This is a genomic window from Enterobacter sp. HSTU-ASh6, from assembly GCF_026319105.1.
Lineage (GTDB): Bacteria > Pseudomonadota > Gammaproteobacteria > Enterobacterales > Enterobacteriaceae > Enterobacter > Enterobacter sichuanensis.
Window position 1 is genome coordinate 66811 of the sequence record NZ_WSPD01000004.1, and the last position, 17717, is coordinate 84527.

General features: G+C 55.7%; 17 protein-coding genes. 9 read left to right on the forward strand and 8 right to left on the reverse strand.

From position 1 onward, the window contains the following. Positions 1–34: 34 nt before the first annotated feature. The 5 genes from GM298_RS05965 to GM298_RS05985 all read right to left on the reverse strand — a co-directional run bounded on the left by GM298_RS05965 (position 35) and on the right by GM298_RS05985 (position 6525). Complete coding sequence (locus tag GM298_RS05965; protein ID WP_094919330.1) at positions 35–1105, reverse strand: ABC transporter ATP-binding protein; 1071 nt, start codon at positions 1103–1105, stop codon at positions 35–37. Next, a complete protein-coding gene (locus GM298_RS05970; RefSeq protein WP_025757776.1) occupies positions 1098–2867 on the reverse strand; it encodes an ABC transporter permease in 1770 nt (589 codons plus the stop codon). The genes GM298_RS05965 and GM298_RS05970 overlap by 8 nt, the downstream gene beginning before the upstream one ends. An 81-nt stretch (positions 2868–2948) precedes the next feature. Then, positions 2949–4037, reverse strand: a complete 1089-nt coding sequence (locus tag GM298_RS05975) for an ABC transporter substrate-binding protein (protein WP_045285838.1) — start codon at positions 4035–4037, stop codon at positions 2949–2951. 168 nt (positions 4038–4205) lie between these two features. Further along, the gene (locus tag GM298_RS05980; RefSeq protein WP_025757780.1) at positions 4206–4901 is read right to left on the reverse strand and encodes a response regulator; all 696 of its coding nucleotides are present in this window, start codon (positions 4899–4901) and stop codon (positions 4206–4208) included. Next, positions 4885–6525: an ATP-binding protein gene (locus GM298_RS05985; RefSeq protein WP_128338966.1), complete on the reverse strand. Its 1641-nt coding sequence runs from the start codon at positions 6523–6525 to the stop codon at positions 4885–4887. Before GM298_RS05985 ends, GM298_RS05980 begins: the two co-directional genes overlap by 17 nt. Before the next feature lie 176 nt (positions 6526–6701). On the opposite strand from GM298_RS05985, the gene yjdI reads away from it, so the two are divergent. Then, complete coding sequence (gene yjdI / locus GM298_RS05990; RefSeq protein ID WP_014071635.1) at positions 6702–6932, forward strand: 4Fe-4S mono-cluster protein YjdI; 231 nt, start codon at positions 6702–6704, stop codon at positions 6930–6932. 10 nt (positions 6933–6942) lie between these two features. Then, positions 6943–7215, forward strand: a complete 273-nt coding sequence (locus GM298_RS05995) for a GNAT family N-acetyltransferase (protein ID WP_008499687.1) — start codon at positions 6943–6945, stop codon at positions 7213–7215. A 169-nt stretch (positions 7216–7384) separates the two neighbouring features. Here GM298_RS05995 and GM298_RS06000 read toward each other — a convergent pair whose 3' ends face one another. Next, positions 7385–7996, reverse strand: coding sequence for a LysE family translocator (locus tag GM298_RS06000; protein WP_025757782.1), 612 nt, complete (start codon positions 7994–7996; stop codon positions 7385–7387). Between the two features lie 116 nt (positions 7997–8112). Here GM298_RS06000 and GM298_RS06005 point away from each other — a divergent pair, with 116 nt between their 5' ends. Further along, complete coding sequence (locus GM298_RS06005; protein ID WP_021242030.1) at positions 8113–8565, forward strand: Lrp/AsnC family transcriptional regulator; 453 nt, start codon at positions 8113–8115, stop codon at positions 8563–8565. Positions 8566–8620: 55 nt separating this feature from the next. Here GM298_RS06005 and GM298_RS06010 read toward each other — a convergent pair whose 3' ends face one another. Continuing rightward, positions 8621–9850, reverse strand: a complete 1230-nt coding sequence (locus GM298_RS06010) for an amino acid permease (RefSeq protein ID WP_025757784.1) — start codon at positions 9848–9850, stop codon at positions 8621–8623. A 119-nt stretch (positions 9851–9969) separates the two neighbouring features. Then, positions 9970–10431, reverse strand: coding sequence for a multidrug/biocide efflux PACE transporter (locus GM298_RS06015; RefSeq protein ID WP_025757786.1), 462 nt, complete (start codon positions 10429–10431; stop codon positions 9970–9972). A 105-nt stretch (positions 10432–10536) separates the two neighbouring features. On the opposite strand from GM298_RS06015, the gene GM298_RS06020 reads away from it, so the two are divergent. The 6 genes from GM298_RS06020 to wzz(fepE) all read left to right on the forward strand — a co-directional run bounded on the left by GM298_RS06020 (position 10537) and on the right by wzz(fepE) (position 17635). Then, on the forward strand, positions 10537–11403 hold the full coding sequence (locus GM298_RS06020; protein ID WP_025757787.1) for a LysR family transcriptional regulator: 867 nt from the start codon (positions 10537–10539) through the stop codon (positions 11401–11403). 93 nt (positions 11404–11496) lie between these two features. Continuing rightward, entirely contained in the window at positions 11497–12675 is a 1179-nt protein-coding gene (locus GM298_RS06025) for an acetyl-CoA C-acetyltransferase (RefSeq protein WP_025757788.1), read from the forward strand. A gap of 237 nt (positions 12676–12912) precedes the next feature. Continuing rightward, on the forward strand, positions 12913–13749 hold the full coding sequence (kduI, locus tag GM298_RS06030) for a 5-dehydro-4-deoxy-D-glucuronate isomerase (RefSeq protein ID WP_045285833.1): 837 nt from the start codon (positions 12913–12915) through the stop codon (positions 13747–13749). A 63-nt stretch (positions 13750–13812) separates the two neighbouring features. Beyond that, positions 13813–14574: a 2-dehydro-3-deoxy-D-gluconate 5-dehydrogenase KduD gene (gene kduD / locus GM298_RS06035; RefSeq protein WP_045285832.1), complete on the forward strand. Its 762-nt coding sequence runs from the start codon at positions 13813–13815 to the stop codon at positions 14572–14574. 310 nt (positions 14575–14884) lie between these two features. Continuing rightward, the gene (locus tag GM298_RS06040; RefSeq protein ID WP_266153787.1) at positions 14885–16300 is read left to right on the forward strand and encodes a sugar porter family MFS transporter; all 1416 of its coding nucleotides are present in this window, start codon (positions 14885–14887) and stop codon (positions 16298–16300) included. A 210-nt stretch (positions 16301–16510) separates the two neighbouring features. Continuing rightward, positions 16511–17635, forward strand: coding sequence for an LPS O-antigen length regulator Wzz(fepE) (wzz(fepE), locus tag GM298_RS06045; RefSeq protein ID WP_025757793.1), 1125 nt, complete (start codon positions 16511–16513; stop codon positions 17633–17635). Positions 17636–17717 lie beyond the last annotated feature (82 nt).

Genomic DNA, 17717 nt, shown 5'->3' on the forward strand with positions numbered 1-17717 from the left:
CCCACTAAAAAAGGCTGCATCCGCAGCCTTTTTGTCACCCTTTCGGAAACACCCACACATGCCTCTCCGGCAGCGAAAGATGGCAGTGCTGCGGATCCCGCACCTCATGCCCGTACGCGCGGATCACAAAGTCATCCCCCGCCGTACGGAACAGGTACTCCCAGCGGTCGCCGAGATACATGCTGGTGAGCAGCGGCAGCTCAAGCTGGTTTTCCCCAGGCCCTTCGACCACCGCGACGCGCTCGACGCGGATCACCGCCGTGGCGTCATCACCGCTCTGCACCCCTTCACCGGCCTGGCCCCACAGCACCCAGCCTTTGCCCTCGATGCGCGCTCTGCCGTCGCGCACTTCAGTGACCTTACCGTGCAGGCGATTGTTGCTGCCCATAAACTCGGCGGTAAACAGCGTTTTCGGCGAGCCGTACATCTCCTGTGGCGTGCCTTGCTGTTCGATCTTTCCGTTGTTCAGCAGCAGGATGCGATCGGAAATGGACATCGCTTCATTCTGGTCGTGCGTCACCATCAGCGCCGATAGCCCGAGCTTGATAATCAGCTCGCGCAGGAACACGCGGGCCTCTTCGCGCAGCTTGGCGTCGAGGTTGGAAAGCGGCTCGTCCAGCAAAATCACCGGCGGGTTGTAGACCAGCGCACGGCCAATCGCCACACGCTGCTGCTGCCCACCGGAGAGCTGATGCGGGTGACGTTTTCCAAGATGGCCCAGACCCAGCTGGTCCAGCACGTCCTGCACGCGCTGCTGGATCTCTTTGGCCGGGACTTTGCGCAGCTTGAGCGGATAGGCCACGTTCTCAAACACGGTTTTGTGCGGCCACAGGGCGTAGGACTGGAACACCAGCCCCAGGTTACGCTCTTCCGCCGGGACCTCACTGCGCGGCGTGCCGTCGTAAACTTTATTTTTACCAATCACAATCGAACCCTGGGTCGGCTTTTCCAGACCCGCGACGGCACGCAGCAGGGTGGTTTTGCCGCTGCCGGATGGGCCCAGCAGAGAGACCACTTCGCCGCGCTTCAGGTTCATGGAGACACCTTTTAAAACAGGATTGTCGCCGTAGGTTAAGTGCAGATCGTCAACCGCTAATTCAATCATGTATTTTCACTCCGAAACGAAGGGCAATGCCCAGACCTACCACGACAAGCAGGATGTTAATGAAAGAGAGCGCCGCCACGATATCAATGGCGCCTGCGGCCCAGAGGGAAACCAGCATCGAGCCGATGGTCTCCGTGCCGGGTGACAGCAGGTACACACCCGTTGAGTATTCGCGTTCAAAGATCAGGAACATCAGCAGCCACGAACCGATAAGACCGTAGCGGGAGAGCGGAATGGTGACGTGGCGGGTGATCTGCCCGCGCGTCGCCCCGGTGCTGCGCGCCGCCTCTTCAAGCTCCGGCCCCACCTGCAGCAGCGTGGAAGAGATAAGCCTCAGCCCGTAGGCCATCCACACCACGGTATAGGCCAGCCAGACGCTGAAAATGGTGCTGCGCAGCGAACGCAGCCAGACGATGACGTTTTCGCGCATCCAGTCAGTCCAGGCAAAACCGGAAAGCCAGCCGGATTTCAGCGAGTTATCGAGCCACATCGGCAGGAACAGGAACACCCACAGGAAGGCCAGGCCCGCCAGCAGGCCGGGCACCGCGCGCGGTACCAGCACGCTGTAATCGAGGAAACGCGTGGTGTTGTCCGGCTTACGGTGCATCGCAATACCGACAAACAGATAGCAGACTACCGCCAGCGCACCGCCAATCACCCCGATCGCCATAGAGTTGATGATGGCGCGCAGCAGGTTGGGCTGCGCCCAGATGGTGCGGAAGGTGTTCAGCGAAAGCTCATCCCACAGCGAAACGCCCACGCCCCAGTTGGAGATAAACGCGCGCAATACCACGCCGAGTAGCGGAACGCCGATGGTCACGGTAAGCCAGAAGGCAATCACCGCGCCGGCTACCCAGCGCCATTTACCCAGCGGGAGCGCGCGGGCCTGCGAGGCCTTGCCCTTCATGGTGACGAAGCGGTTGGCGGTACGCATCAGGCGTCGCTGGAGCATCACCAGCGGGATGGTGATACAGATCAGCACCACGGCAACCGCTGCCATCAGGTTATAGGAGGGGGTACCCATCTTGTTCGTCAGCTTGTAGAGATAGGTCGCCAGCACCATGTTGCCTTCCGGGTCGCCGAGGACCAGCATCAGGCCGAACACTTCCAGCCCGAGGAAGAACAGCAGCACGGTGGCGTACAGCACTGACGGGCGCACCATCGGCAGGCTGACGGAGGTCATTACCTGCCAGGGCGACGCGCCCGCGGTGCGCGCGGCCTCTTCCACATCGGAGCCCACGCTGCGCAGCGCTGACGAGATATACAGATAGGCGTGCGGGACGTGCGTCAGGCCGGCAATGACCACAATGCTCGACATGTCGTAGATGTTCCACGGCACAAAGCCAATCAGCGCCTCAGCCCACTGCGAGAGAAAGCCCACCGGACCGGCGGCCACCACGTAGCCAAAGCCCAGAACCATCGGTGAAACGAAAATAGGGACCAGGATCAGCGGCTCAATCAACCGGCGGCCGGGCAGATCGGTACGCACCATCAAAAAGGCCAGCACGCCGCCCAGCGGGATAGAGATAAACACCAGCCCGAAGGCCAGAATAAAGCCACTCTTCAGGGCCTTATAAAAATCAGGGTCAGTGAAAATAAAATCAAATGATTCAAAGCTCCACTCTTTTGACGGCGAAAAGAAGGGGGCGGACAGGAAGCTCTGTATCACGATAAACGACAGCGGCGTATAGATAACCAGAGCGGTTATCAGCACGACGATGCCGCGCGGCAGGCTTTGCCACTTTCTGCGTAATGTATTCATGGGGTATCCCTGGTATTGCAGCCCAGAAAAACGAACTCAGGTCGATAAGGGAGCGCGGCGGCTTGCGCCGCGCTCAGACGCTTATTTGCCGGCGGCGGTACGCCACTCTTTGATGTACTCCAGGCGTTTTTTCGGCTGCAGGTATTCCAGCAGCGTTTCATCAACCGGGATCGGCTTCAGCGCGTTGCCGAGGATTTTGGTCAGGCCGTCGATATCATTTTTCCCTTCGATATCGTTACGAATGGACGGAATGTCCGCCTGATTGGCCAGAATGCTTTGCCCTTTTTCAGAGAGCACGTAGTCGAGCCACAGTTTGGCCGCATTGCTGTTTTGCGACTGCTGGCTGATGAACGACACGCGCGACAGCACCAGGGTGTAATCCTTCGGATAGGCGATGCCGAGCGACGGATCGTTCTTCGCACGCGCTTCAGCATAGGATCCAAGGATATTAAAGCCGATCAGGTTTTCACCGGAGGAGACACGCTCCATCATGGTGCCGGTAGACGACTGCACCGATAAGCCCCCTTTGGCGACGTCGGCCAGGGTCTTAAAGTAGTTTGGATCGGCGTTGTGATCCTGCACCGAGAGCATAAAGCCCAGACCCGATTTTTCGATGTCATAGGTGGTGACTTTGTTCTTGAATTTGTCCGTCTGGCTGGCGATCAGTTTCGCCAGTGCGGCGTGCGAATCCGGCACGTCGCCCGCCGGGATCAGGCGCTTGTTGTAGATAAAGACCACCGGCTCATAGGTGGTGCCGTAGGCCTTATCTTTCCAGACCGCCCATTTCGGCAGCTGGCTCTGTTCCGGGGATTTGTACTCCATGGCGTAGTCGGTGGCGAGCTTCAGCCCGGTGTCCATCGAGGAGCTCCAGACCACGTCGCCGCTCACGCCGCCCGAAGCCTGTTCGCTGATGAAACGGTTGTACAACTCGGTGCTGTTCATGTCGTTGTATTCGACTTTGATGCCCGGGTAGGTTTGTTCGAAGCCCTGGATCAGTGGTCCGGCGGCTTTGATGTCGGTGGTGGAATAAATGACAACCTTGCCCTCTTTCGTGGCGGCATCGACCACTTTTTGGTACTCAGCAGGATAACCCTGCGGCAGGGCGGACAGTGCAGAAGCAGAGAACAGTACAGTAGCGGTAAGCAGAGAAATTCGGAACGTGTTCGACATTATAGCTAACCTTTTAGTTACATTTGAGGAACTAATTGTCAACATAGCGTATCGGGCTCTCCCCACAATAGGGGGGAGCGGATAATGATTCCGAAGTGTGATTGTCGCCGTCGTTTCAGCAATTAACACCATAAAATCCGCGAACGTTAGTCAACGAACGGTTGCGGATTACGGTTTGTCGGGGGCTTTGCGGTATAACCTGCGCGGATGGCCAATATTGCCATACAGCATTTCGATATTGATCAACCCGCTCTCCACGCAGTATTCAAGGTAGCGACGCCCCGTGGTTTTGCTGATCCCTACGTTTTCCACCACCTCTTCAACCGACATCGCACTGTCGGGATGGTCGGCGAACAGGCGTTTTATCCGCTCCAGCGTCTGGGGTTCAATGCCCTTCGTGGACGGCGCAGGTGAGGACTCCGCGGCCGGCAGGTTAAACAGGCGATCCAGCGCATGCTGGTCGACCACCTTCACCTGCTGCACGGTGTGGATGAAGCGCATAAAGCGCTCCAGCGAAGCGTGCAGACGCTGGAAAAAAACGGGCTTTATCAGGTAGTCAAACGCGCCGCTGCGCATGGCGTGGCTGCAGGTTTGCATATCGCTGGCGGCGGTGATGAAGATCACCGAGCATTCATAGCTTTTTAGCAGCGGGTTATCGATTAACTCCACCCCTTTACCGTCCGGAAGATAGTTATCCAGCAGGATAAGCCGCGGCTGATGCTGACGAATCAGGCTGCAGGCCTGCTCAATCGACGCGGCGATGCCCACCACGCGCAAATGAAAATTCTGCTCAATATACTCGCGATGCAGCTCCGCCAGGTGCGGCTCATCTTCAACTATCACAACATCAAGTGGTCGGGTCATGCTGTTGTCCATTCGGAATAAACACAGAAAAAATCGTGCCCTGCGGCGTGTTATCGGCAATCTCAATACTGCCGCCCGCCTTATCGATATAGCCTGCCACCAGGAACAGGCCAATACCGTGCTCGGTGCCCACAATGTCGTTTTCACGTTCCGGCTTGCTGCTGAACCCCTGACGGAAAATATGCGGCTTTAGCGCATCGTCCACGCCGCAGCCTCTGTCGGCCACCTCGATCAGCAGCTCCTGGTTACGGTCAGAGATGTAGAGTTCTACCGGGGCGTGGACCTGGGCGTTGAGGGTCGCATCTACGGCGTTATCCAGCAGATTACCAATAATGGACATCAGCTCCGTTTCACTCAGCGCGGCAGGCATGCGGGTGAGCTGGCAGGCGGGATCAAACTGCAGTTCGATGCCTTTTTCGCGCGCGCTGACATATTTACCCAGCAGCAGCCCGCACAGCGCCGGGGAGACAAAACGGGCAGAGACAAAGTCCAGTACGCGCTGCGCGCCTTCTGACTGCACCTGGATGTAACGGATCGCCTCATCATAGTGTTTCATCTGCAGCAAGCCCACCAGCGTGGCGGTCCAGTTCAGCTGTTCGTGACGCATAATGCGCAGGTTATCCGCATAGCGTTTGATCTGACTAAGCTGGCTGCTGAGGGTGTTGATGTCGTTTTTGTCGCGAAAGCTATACACCCAGCCGCTTTCAACACCGGGCTCGACCTCAATGGCGACGCGGTTGACGATCACCTCCCGCTGGTTCAGCACGGCAATCTGGTCATGACTGCCGCTGCTCACCGAGGCGTAACGCTGGGATAAAAAGCCCGGAGATGTCTGCAGAACGTCTTCCAGCGGTTTGCCGATAAGCTCTTTCTCACTTTGACGAATATCCAGCATTTCGCGTGCGGCGCGGTTAATTAAAATCAGCTGCTTCTCTTCATTGACGGCAAATACCCCTTCATACATGGCTTCTAATAGCGCCCGCTGCTGCAAAACCAGCTGAGCGATATCTTTTGGCTCCAGCCGGAACATCTGTTTTTTTAAATTGCGGGTAAACAGCCAGGAGAACATAAACAGCAACAGCAGAAGCGCAATGCCGTACAGTCCGGACTGCCACAGAATGCGGGCATTAATGTTGGCAATATACGACGTCAGATAGCCGACCGAGACAATGCCGATGACCTGATGCTGGGCGTTGAAGATGGGCGCTTTGCTGCGCAGCGACACGCCAATCCCACCCTGACGCACGGAAATGATGGTTTTACCCTTTAATACCTCCGCGTTATCCCCTCCGATCATCGGTAAATTAATGCGCTCCGGAGATTCCGAATGGTAGAGGTGCTGCTCGCGGGTATCGCCAATCACAATATAGCTGGCATCGCTTTCGGCACGCAGCGGCTGAATCAGCCGGGCGATGCCCGGAATATCTCGGGCGGCCACCTTGTCAGCCAGACCCGGCATCAGCGCAATCTGGCTGGCCTGAACCCGGGCGCGCTGGCCGAGATCGTGATGAAGCTGCCGGTCAATAAAATGAAACAGGATGGTTCCCAGCAGAACTAACAGCAGGCAGGAGAAGCACACCAGCGCTAAAAACAGCTTTACCTGAAATGAGAGTCTGCGTTTCATTCAACCTGCGACAGTGTTGTAAAAGTGACATTTGCCGAGCCTGACATGTGCAAATAGCGGACGCAATCTGGCGAGAAAAGAGTTGTGACCTGGCTTTTCGTTTTCGGCGTTATAGCCACAAGGATCCCGTCAGGCTATTCTTCATTCAGCACGATAATAATTACAGAGGCAATGTCATGGATAAAGAACTACTGGATGCGGGCTACCGGGCCTATACCGGCGAGAAAATTGACGTCTACTTCAACACCGGGATCTGCAAACACTCCGGTAACTGCGTGCGTGGGAGCGCAAAGCTGTTTAATCTGAAACGTAAGCCGTGGATCATTCCCGATGAAGTGGACGTTGAAACGGTTATACGCGTGATTGATACCTGCCCGAGCGGTGCGCTGAAGTATCGCCAGAAATAAGCGAGGAACCATGGATATTCTTGAAGGCCATAACAAGTTTTACGTGAACGATGCGAACGGCAATCAGGTCGCCGAGATTGTCTTCGTGCCGACCGGCGAGCATCTGAGCATTATCGAGCATACCGATGTGGATGAGAGTCTGAAAGGGCAGGGCGTCGGTAAACAGCTGGTGGCGAAAGTGGTGGAGAAGATGCGCGGTGAGAACCGCAAAATTATTCCGCTGTGCCCGTTCGCGAAACATGAGTTTGATAAAACGCGGGAATATGACGATATTCGGGCGTAAATAACATCGGCGATGGCTGGTGTTATTTCAGACTGCTGACAACGTGCGATTCGTGAGTTTCGCCCGGCGGCGCTACGCTTGCACGGGCCTACAATGAATTGTGCAATTAATTGATATCATTGTTAAATGTAGGCCGGGTAAGCGCAGCGCCACCCGGCAAAAAAGACAGTTATCTCACCTGCTCAAACAGCAATACCAGCGCTATCAGCACCATCAACCCTCCCGATGCCCTGCTCACCAGACGCGCCGCCTGTGGCCGGGTCGCCAGCACCGCTTTCGAACCATACCCCACCAGCAGGTAGACCAGGGTACAGGTGATAAGATGCATCATCCCAAGCGCAGACATCTGCATCGCTATCGACCAGCTTCCGGTTGGATCTGTAAATTGCGGAAGCAGGGCCAGGAACAGCAAAAAAACCTTCGGGTTTAGGCCGCTAATGCAGAGTCCTTTCACCGCCCACTGCGTCCAGTTACCCGCATGTTGGGTGGCCTTTTCCGGTGCGGCAGGGTGACGCCATAACGTTATGCCAAGCCACAGCAGATACAGGGCTCCCGCCACGGTCAGCCCGGCTAACGCCAGCGGATGTTGAGCAATCAATACCCCCACGCCAGCCACCACAACCAATGTGGCTAGCAGATGCCCGGACATTAGCCCCATCACCGCCGGGACCACGCGGCGGCCGTTGATCCCGGCGCTGATAGCGTAGGCCCAGTCGGCCCCCGGGGTCATGATGAGCAGAAAAGAAACCACCCAAAAGCCGGCCACAATACTCATTTCCATCGTCCTGAAATGCTCCCGCAGTGCGTTATACGTTGCGAAAAAGAATATCGCTAACACTGCGAAATAGGCTTTCAATGTTATGCTCATAACACGGTGAAAATGAGAAAATCTTCCACATGGATAGCATTGATCGAAAAATTCTTGCTGAGCTGCAGTCTGACGGCCGCCTGTCGCTTACCGAGCTGGCTGAGCGGGTTAATCTGAGCCTCTCGCCGTGCCATCGTCGCGTGCGGGCGCTGGAGCAAAGCGGGGCCATAACGGGATACCGGGCCAGCCTTGACCCCGCCAAAATGGGGTTTAACTTCCTGGCGATAGTGTTTGCGACGCTGAAAGAGGGTGACCGCAAGGCGGTTAGCGCGTTTGAAGAGGCGGTAGAGGAGATCCCGCAGATCGTGCTGGCCCAGCGCTTATTTGGCGATCCTGATTATCTGATGCACGTCGTGACCCGCGACCTTTCCGCTTTCCAGAAGCTCTACGACGAGAAGCTCTCCGCCATGCCCGGTGTGCAGCATCTTCGCTCAACGCTTGTTATGAAAACGGTGGTGCAGGACAGGCCTTTTCCGCTGTAAGCAGCAGGCCGGGACTGAATGGCCTGCCCGGCATCGCGCCGGGCAGGAAAGGGGATTAGCCTACAAACATCACCGACACGCACAGCACGCCGACGATAAGCGTCAGCAGGTTGCCCATGGAACGGTACTGTTTCAGGGAGGGGATCAGATACGTCGACAGCGTCGGCATGATAAACAGGATCATGGCGATTAGCGGGCCGCTGATGGCGTAAATCATCGAAATGGCGTTCGGGTTAATGCAGCAGACGGCAAAGGTGATGAACGACACCCCCATAATAGAAACTGCGCGGTTAAAGGCGCGGCTCTTTTTCACACCCACCTGGTTGAGCGACGACCTCACGATCTCCGTCGCCCCTTCTATCACCCCAAAATAGGTGCCGAGGAACGATTTCGACATCGCAATAATCGCCACAATAATCCCGGAAATACCGAGCCACGCCGGTGAAGAGGGCATCATCGACAGCGCTGACAGGATAGTCACCCCTTGCGCTTTGGCGGTCACAATATACGACGGCGGGATAGAGAGCAGGCAGCTGAAGACAAAGAACAGCACGCTCAGGCAGATAATCAGATATGCCACCTTCATGATCTTCTTGCATTTATCCATCGCGCCATCGGCAAACTTCTCGCGACGGTCAACGGCAAACGTCGAGATAATCGGGGTATGGCTGAACGCAAACACCATCACCGGAATCGAAATCCATACCTGATGCAGCGTATGGCGATCGACGGTCATCTGGCTGGTGAGCAGCGAGGGCTGCCAGCTGCCGATCAGATAGAGTGAGACAAACAGGAAATAGGCAATCAGCGGAAACACGAGGAAGCCCATCACTTTTATCGTGATATGCCGTCCCATCAGGAAGATCAGATTAAGCACCAGCACCACGCCCAGGCTGACCAGCACGCGAACGGTGGTGTCTACCGTCAGGTGTTTCGCCAGCTGTTCCGTCAGCGAGTTGGTGATGGCCACCGCATAAATCTGCACCACCACAAAGAAGGCGATGAAATAGAGCGTGGTGATCAGATTGCCAATCTTCCTGCCGTAGTAGTGCGAGACGGCGCCGGTGATCCCTTCATTGCCCTTTGTTTTTGACGACAGGATAAATTGCGCCAATGCCCGGTGCGGCCAGTAGGTTAAGGGGTAGGCCACGAGGGCGGTAATAAACAGGACAATAGCGCCTGCGGAGCCCAGCTGAATGGGCAGGAATAGCGTTCCTGCGCCCACGGCCGTGCCGTAGAGAGCGAAACTCCAGAGAGTCTCATCTTTTGACCAAATTTTCGACATTAGAGCAACGTATCAACTATCAAACCATCGGAATGGAGTGCAATTTACCATAGTTATGCCTGGAGAGCGCAGTTGCTTCGAAGTGGTCAGGCCGGAACGGACGTCCGGCCAGAGGAGATTTAGCCTGCCAGGGCGCGTCGCTGCTGGCGGCGCTTAAGAAATTTCTCGCGAAGGCCATCGTACGCCCAGTTATAGAATACGGTGTACGGCAGGAAGAACAGGAAGAAACCTATTTCCAGTGTGAATGCCTGAAGCAGCGTGACCCCCAGCACGGCGGCGACAATCGATACGCCAATCACAATAAACCCGCATTCGAAGCCCAGCGCATGCAGCGTACGCACTTTTGCCGTACGTGTGACACGCTGAACCGGCCAGAAACGGTCGAAGCCGACGTTATAGATAATGTTCCAGAGCATAGCCGTGGTGGCCAGAATAATGGTCAACCCACCCATCTCCACCACGGAACGCTGCATAAGCCAGGCCGCGGTGGGGGCGAGGATCGCCGTCGCGATCCCTTCGAAACAGACAGCATGAAAGATCCGCTCCGGCAGTTTACGTTGGAGTGCATCCTGATGTTGCATAGTTATAGACCTCATTAATTCGCCGGTATGGGCGTTGATGCTGCCTATTTTTATCGCTAAAGCTGATATATTAAAGATGGTATCCATCGTAAAAGTAGATAGGTTATGCGCTATTCACCTGAAGCCCTTACCGCCTTTGTCGAGACCGTTGCGGCGGGCTCTTTTTCGGCGGCCGCTCGCCGGCTGCGTAAAAGCCAGTCGACGATCAGCTCGTCCATTGCCAATCTTGAAGCCGATCTGGGATTCGAGCTGTTTGACCGCTCGGCGCGCCAGCCGGTGTTAACGGCCCAGGGGGAACAGGTGCTGGGCTATGTGCAGGCCATTCTCGCCGCCAGCACACGGCTGGACGAGCTGGCGGTGTCATTAACGGCGCAAACCGAGGCGCGTCTGACGTTTGTCCTTTCCGATACCCTCAACCCGGACGTACTGGAAGAGATGATGAAGCAGTTTGACGCCCGCTTTCCCCATACGGAATTCGAATGTCTGATTGGCGAGGAGGAGGACGTGATCGATCTGCTGCAAAAGGAGCGAGCCCAGGTGGGACTGACGGAAGCCCGGGACAGCTACCCCACCGATATCGGCGCCACCCGCCTGCCGATGCAGACCCGGATGGCGATCTATGTTGCCACCACGCACCCGCTGGCGGGGCAGGATGACGTTCAGCATGACGAGCTGCACGGCTGGCGGGAGCTGCGGCTGAGCACCTATCTTGAACGCGAGGCTGAGATCGCCCGCGGGCCCGTCTGGTCAGCACCGAATTACCTGTTACTCTTGAGTATGGCGGTACAGGGATTTGGCTGGTGCGTGTTGCCCTGCGCGCTGGTGGATGAGTTTGCTGCCGCGAAATCCCTGGTACAGCTCAACGTGCCAGGCTGGCCGCGGGCGATCGGCATCGATCTGCTGTGGAATAAACGATCCCCTCCCGGCGTGGCCGGACGCTGGCTGCGGCAGTATCTGCAGGATGCGCGCTGATCCTTGTGATTAAACTCACTATTTTTAAACAATTAAGATAATTGCCAGTAACAATCCTCTACTATCGTCATGTCATTTAACACAGAGGTCGTGATGAAAGATGTCGTAATAGTGGGTGCGTTGCGTACAGCTATCGGCTGTTTTCAGGGAGCGCTGGCGCGTCATTCGGCGGTTGACCTGGGGAGCGTGGTGGTGAAAGCGCTGGTGGAACGCAGCGGGATCGCAGCACATGAAGTGGACGAGGTGATCCTCGGTCAGGTGCTCACGGCCGGCGCCGGCCAAAACCCTGCACGGCAGGCGGCGCTGAAAGGCGGACTGCCCAATACCGTCTCTGCCATTACCATCAACGACGTCTGTGGATCAGGATTAAAAGCGCTGCATCTCGCGACGCAGGCCATTCAGTGTGGTGAAGCGGATGTGGTTATTGCTGGCGGGCAAGAGAACATGAGCCGCGCGCCGCATGTACTGACCGACAGCCGTACCGGCGCACAGTTGGGCAATAGCCAGCTGCTCGACAGCCTGGTGCATGACGGGCTGTGGGATGCCTTTAATGATTACCATATGGGCGTGACGGCGGAAAACCTGGCGCGTGAGTACGGCATCAGCCGTGAATTGCAGGATGCGTATGCGCTCAGCTCGCAGCAAAAAGCGCGCGCGGCGATCGACTCCGGTCGTTTTCGCGACGAAATTGTGCCGGTCAGCACCCGGCGCCAGAATGGTGACGTTATCGTCGTGGATACCGATGAACAGCCGCGCACCGACGCCAGTGCCGAAGGCCTGGCGAGACTGAATCCTGCTTTTGAAACGCAGGGCTCGGTGACGGCGGGGAATGCCTCTTCCATTAACGACGGCGCTGCCGCCGTTATGATGATGAGCGAAAGCAAAGCCCTTGAGCTCGATCTCCCCGTGCTGGCCCGCATTAAAGCCTTCGCCAGTGTGGGGGTGGATCCTGCGTTAATGGGGATCGCGCCGGTCTATGCGACCCGTCGCTGTCTCGATCGCGCAGGGTGGCAGCTTTCTGACGTTGATCTGATTGAGGTGAACGAAGCTTTTGCCGCGCAGGCCATCTCGGTTGGCAAAATGCTGGAGTGGGATCCGCTGCGGGTTAACGTTAACGGTGGGGCGATCGCGCTGGGGCATCCTATCGGCGCCTCCGGGTGCCGGATCCTGGTTTCGCTGGTCCACGAAATGAAAAAGCGCAACGCCCGTAAAGGGATTGCCACCCTCTGTATCGGCGGTGGGCAAGGGGTGGCGCTGGCCATCGAACGCTAATCCTGGTTCATCGAATAAAACCTCCTGCGGGAGGTTTTTTTTATCCTGCTGCTTGTTGCCTGGATGTGTATCGTGATCCGGGCGTCATTTTCGATATAAACAAAATAAAAAATGAAACGCTGTTTTAATTGTAATTGAAAAGCCCACTTTATGCCGATAGTATGTGCTCATGATGAAAAACGAAACGTTGTTTCGTTTATTTACCGCCTTCGGGCATGACCACATCTGGAGGTTACCGTGGACGTCAGAGAAAGCATCCACAGTGCGCACGCCAAAACGCTGGATACAGAGGGGCTGCGCAATGCGTTTTTAGTCGGGCAGGTGTTCGAGGCTGATAACTACACCATGGTTTACAGCCATATCGACCGCATTATTGTGGGCGGGATTATGCCCGTCACGCAAACCGTCTCCGTGGGCGGTGAGGTCGGTAAACAGCTGGGCGTAAGCTATTTTCTGGAGCGTCGCGAACTGGGGGTCATTAACATCGGCGGGCCGGGCACCATCACCGTCGACGGCCAGTGCTATGAGATTGGCCATCGCGAGGCGCTGTACGTGGGGAAAGGGGCAAAAGAGGTGCTCTTTGCCAGCATCGACGGCAGCAAACCGGCGAAGTTTTACTATAACTGCGCGCCGGCACATTACACCTGCCCAACCAAAAAAGTGACTCCGGCGGATGTCGCCCCGGTAACGCTTGGCGACAACCTTACCAGCAACCGCCGCACCATCAATAAATACTTCGTTCCTGACGTGCTGGAGACCTGCCAGCTCAGCATGGGGTTGACCGAACTGGCGCCGGGCAACCTGTGGAACACCATGCCGTGCCATACCCACGAGCGACGGATGGAGGTCTACTTCTATTTCAATATGGAGGAGGACGCCTGCGTGTTCCATATGATGGGACAACCCCAGGAAACGCGCCATATCGTGATGCACAACGAGCAGGCGGTCATTTCACCGAGCTGGTCCATTCACTCCGGCGTCGGGACGAAAGCCTATACCTTTATCTGGGGAATGGTGGGTGAAAACCAGGTCTTTGATGATATGGACCATGTTGCGGTCAGCGATCTGCGTTAGTCGCGGGCAGTGAAGTATCAACCTGCCTGTGCGTGACAGGCTCTGAACGAGTAAGGAACAAACATGATTCTGGATGCATTCTCTCTGCAGGGTAAAGTGGCCGTGGTCTCCGGGTGTGACACCGGTCTGGGTCAGGGGATGGCGTTAGGGCTGGCGGAAGCGGGTTGCGATATCGTCGGGATTAATCTCGTTGAGCCGACGGAAACCATCGAGCGCGTGACGGCCCTGGGCCGCCGTTTCCTGAGCCTGACCGCTGACCTGCGTAAAATTGACGCCATTCCCGATCTGCTGGCGCGCGCGGTGGCGGAATTCGGTCATATCGACATCCTGGTGAACAATGCCGGGCTGATTCGCCGCGAAGATGCGATTAACTTCAGCGAGCGCGACTGGGACGACGTGATGGATTTGAACATCAAGAGCGTATTTTTCATGTCCCAGGCGGCGGCAAAACATTTTATTGCGCAGGGGAACGGCGGCAAGATCGTTAATATCGCCTCTATGCTCTCGTTCCAGGGCGGTATTCGCGTACCCTCTTACACCGCGTCCAAAAGTGCCGTGATGGGCGTGACCCGCCTGCTGGCAAACGAATGGGCGAAGCATAATATCAATGTGAATGCGATTGCACCGGGTTACATGGCAACCAACAACACGCAGCAGTTGCGCGCCGACGAGCAGCGTAGCGCGGAAATTCTCGACCGCATTCCGGCGGGGCGCTGGGGGCTTCCGGGCGATCTGATGGGGCCGGTCGTGTTTCTGGCCTCGTCGGCGTCGGACTATATCAACGGCTACACCGTGGCGGTGGATGGCGGCTGGCTGGCGCGATAAGCCTCTTCTGGCAAACACCTCTGCCTTCGGGCGGAGGTTTTTTTTGCTCAAAAATTGTCAACGTCCATATCGATAAACACGAAAAATCCATACTAAAAAGTCATAAATGACCATCATCACACTTTTATTGCTGCAAAATTAAGGTATTAGTAAAACAATGCGATTATTCAGCATTAATTGAAATTGTAATGTCCATCACAGATCGCTATGTCGTAGCGAAATAATCCATATCTTCACCTTTTCCCACCTGACACTTTTTCTCGCTATCTCGTAATTTCACTTAACGCATTTACTGTTCAGGCAGGAAACTATGACATCAATAAATGACTCTACCCTTATGCCCGCTGCGCTGCGGGATACACGCCGCATGAACCAGTTTGTCTCTGTGGCCGCCGCCGTGGCGGGCTTATTATTCGGGCTGGATATCGGCGTGATTGCCGGCGCCTTACCGTTTATTACCGATCACTTTACCCTGAGCAGCCGTCTGCAGGAGTGGGTGGTGAGCAGCATGATGCTTGGCGCGGCTATCGGCGCGTTGTTCAACGGCTGGCTCTCGTTTCGTCTGGGGCGCAAATACAGCCTGATGGTCGGGGCGGTTCTGTTTGTCGCGGGTTCCATTGGCTCCGCATTTGCCACGCACGTGGAGGTGTTGCTGCTCTCCCGCGTGCTGCTGGGGGTGGCGGTGGGGATTGCCTCTTACACGGCCCCACTTTATCTCTCCGAAATGGCGAGTGAGAATGTCCGCGGGAAGATGATCAGCATGTACCAGCTGATGGTCACCCTGGGTATTGTGCTGGCGTTCCTCTCTGACACTTACTTCAGCTACAGTGGCAACTGGCGCGCAATGCTCGGCGTGCTGGCGTTACCGGCGCTGGTGCTGATCGTGCTGGTGATTTTCCTGCCAAACAGTCCGCGCTGGCTGGCGCAAAAAGGGCGCCACGTGGAGGCGGAAGAGGTGCTGCGTATGCTGCGCGACACCTCAGAAAAAGCGCGCGAAGAGCTCAATGAAATCCGCGAAAGCCTGAAGCTGAAGCAGGGAGGCTGGGCGTTGTTTAAGATCAACCGCAACGTGCGCCGCGCGGTCTTCCTCGGCATGCTGCTGCAGGCGATGCAGCAATTTACCGGCATGAACATCATCATGTACTACGCGCCACGCATTTTCAAAATGGCCGGGTTCACCACCACGGAACAGCAGATGATCGCCACCCTGGTGGTCGGGCTGACCTTCATGTTCGCCACCTTTATTGCCGTATTCACCGTGGATAAAGTCGGACGTAAACCGGCGCTGAAAATTGGCTTCAGCGTGATGGCGCTTGGTACGCTGATCCTCGGCTACTGCCTGATGCAGTTTGATAACGGTACCGCCTCAAGTGGCCTTTCCTGGCTTTCTGTCGGCATGACGATGATGTGTATTGCAGGATACGCGATGAGCGCCGCGCCCGTGGTCTGGATCCTGTGCTCCGAAATCCAGCCGCTCAAATGCCGTGACTTTGGCATCACCTGCTCGACGACCACCAACTGGGTGTCCAACATGATCATCGGCGCGACGTTCCTGACGCTGCTGGACGCCATTGGCGCCGCGGGAACGTTCTGGCTCTATACCGTGCTGAACGTGGTGTTTATCGGCGTCACGTTCTGGCTGATACCGGAAACGAAAGGCGTAACGCTGGAACATATCGAGCGCAAGCTGATGGCAGGAGAGAAATTGCGCAATATCGGGGTGTGATCGTATTGCCTGTATAAACGCTTCAGACGATGCCGGAGTTGGAATGATTCTGCGTTATGACAATAATAACGTAATGAAACTCACTACCAACTCTGGCAGGGGGGGATAAATTAAGGGATTTGAGCTTAAGATAATTCTTAGGATAATGTATCATCCGACCACCGCTGTTATTTGCGCAAATTAAGCCGAATCCTAAAAAGAAAAATGCCTATGTCTGAGATGGATATCAAAAAAAGCACAGATCTTGATTTTCCCCGTTATGCCACCCCGGTTGTACACGCTAAAGAGATAGATCTTTTGGGCCTGGTTGAAGTGCTGCTGGCGGCGAAAAAACGCATCATCGCCGTGACGCTTGCTTTCACGCTGGTTGGCCTGGCCGTTTCATTTTTACTGCCGCAGAAATGGACCAGTAAAGCCGTGATCACGCAGGCAGAACAGTCGCAGTGGAACCCGTTGCGCCAGATGCTGGTTACGTTACAGGTCCTTGACGTGGATGCGAAAATTTCCCGCCCGGAAGTCTTTGATCTGTTTATTAAAAAGTTTCAGTCGCAGTCATTGCTCGAAGAGTACATGAAAACTTCTCCTTACGTGACGTCGCAGCTGGAAGGTACTGAGGTGGATGCGCTTGAGCTGCATCGTGCAATAGTCAATATCTCAGAACGAATGAAAGCGGTGAATGACACTCAGGTTAAAGATGCGGATAAAATGCCGTATGTCTCCTGGACATTGAGCTTTACGGCACCGACAGCAGGCGATGCGCAAACTGTGCTGGAAGGCTATATCAATTACATTACCGCGATTGTCGAAAAAGAGACGATTCAGAATATCCGTAGCCAGATAACCCTTAAAACGAAAGCCGTTGAGCAGCAGCTGGAACTGGACCGTGTTCGTCTGACCAATATTCATAATACCAACCTGCAGCGACTGAATTATTCGCTGGCCGTGGCGAATGCCGCGGGTATTAAGAAGCCGGTCTACAGTAACGGGCAGGCCGTAAAAGATGACCCGGATTACTCCGTTGCGCTCGGCGCTGACGGCATTGCGCAAAAACTGCAGATTGAAAAAAATCTGAAGGACGTGACCGAGCTGAATGCGGATTTCCAGAACCGGGAATACTACCTGGCACAGCTGAAAAAACTCTCCTTTGCCGACGTCAAACTTGAGCCCTTCAGGTACCAGCTTTCACCGTCCATGCCGGTGAAAAAAGATGGCCCGGGTAAAGCCCTGATTGTCCTTCTGTCGGCGATCCTGGGTGGGCTGTTTGCCTGCGGTAGCGTTTTACTGCGTGAGGCGATGCTCACCCGCAATCCTCTGCCAGAGCCGGTGACGGAATAACCTCTGCAGATTAAAAAGGCGCTGACTTCAGCGCCTTTTTTTATGGCTGCCGGTTGTGTTAAAAAAGATCCTGGATAATAAG